Origin of the sequence: Neisseria sp. HMSC065D04, from assembly GCF_001815675.1 — a bacterium.
Lineage (GTDB): Bacteria > Pseudomonadota > Gammaproteobacteria > Burkholderiales > Neisseriaceae > Neisseria.
The window spans coordinates 1-513 of sequence record NZ_KV821511.1; the positions used below are offsets into that span (position 1 = coordinate 1).

General features: G+C 54.2%; 1 pseudogene. It reads right to left on the minus strand.

What is annotated here, in order from left to right:
- Positions 1-513, minus strand: a pseudogene (locus HMPREF3050_RS06425) (hypothetical protein); the annotation flags it as partial.

A 513-nucleotide genomic window follows, 5' to 3' on the forward strand; every position in this document is an offset into this window, starting at 1 on the left:
TGTAAACGGTTTGACCGTTCGCACCTTGTTTGCTGCTCACGCTGGCGATGTTGGTACCGGCTTCGACTTCTGTCTTAGCAGCAGCGGTCAGACGGTTCAACTGTCCAACATTTACTGCATCAGTATCTTTCTTGCCTTCAGCAACGTTACTGATGGCTTTGTTGCCTGCATTGATACCGTCGGCAGTGATGTTGACATCGCCTGCTTTCAGACCGTCTTTGCCCAGTGCCACTTTGTCGCCGACTTTGACGCCGTCGTTGTTCACAACGGTATCGCCTGCGGTGAAGCTGTCGGCTTTGAGGTTGGGTGCGGTCGCCACTTTGTAAGTGGTGCTGCCGTCGGCATTTTGCTCAGGTGTGACGACGATGTTGTCGTTGCCGCTGTCCACTTTGGATGTCGCTTTCGCTGCGGCTGCTTTGAGCTGTGCAACGTTCACTGCGTCGGTGTCGTCCGTACCTTTGGCTACGTTGGCAATTTTGTTGCCGCCGTTGTTCAGACCGTCTTTGGTCAGGC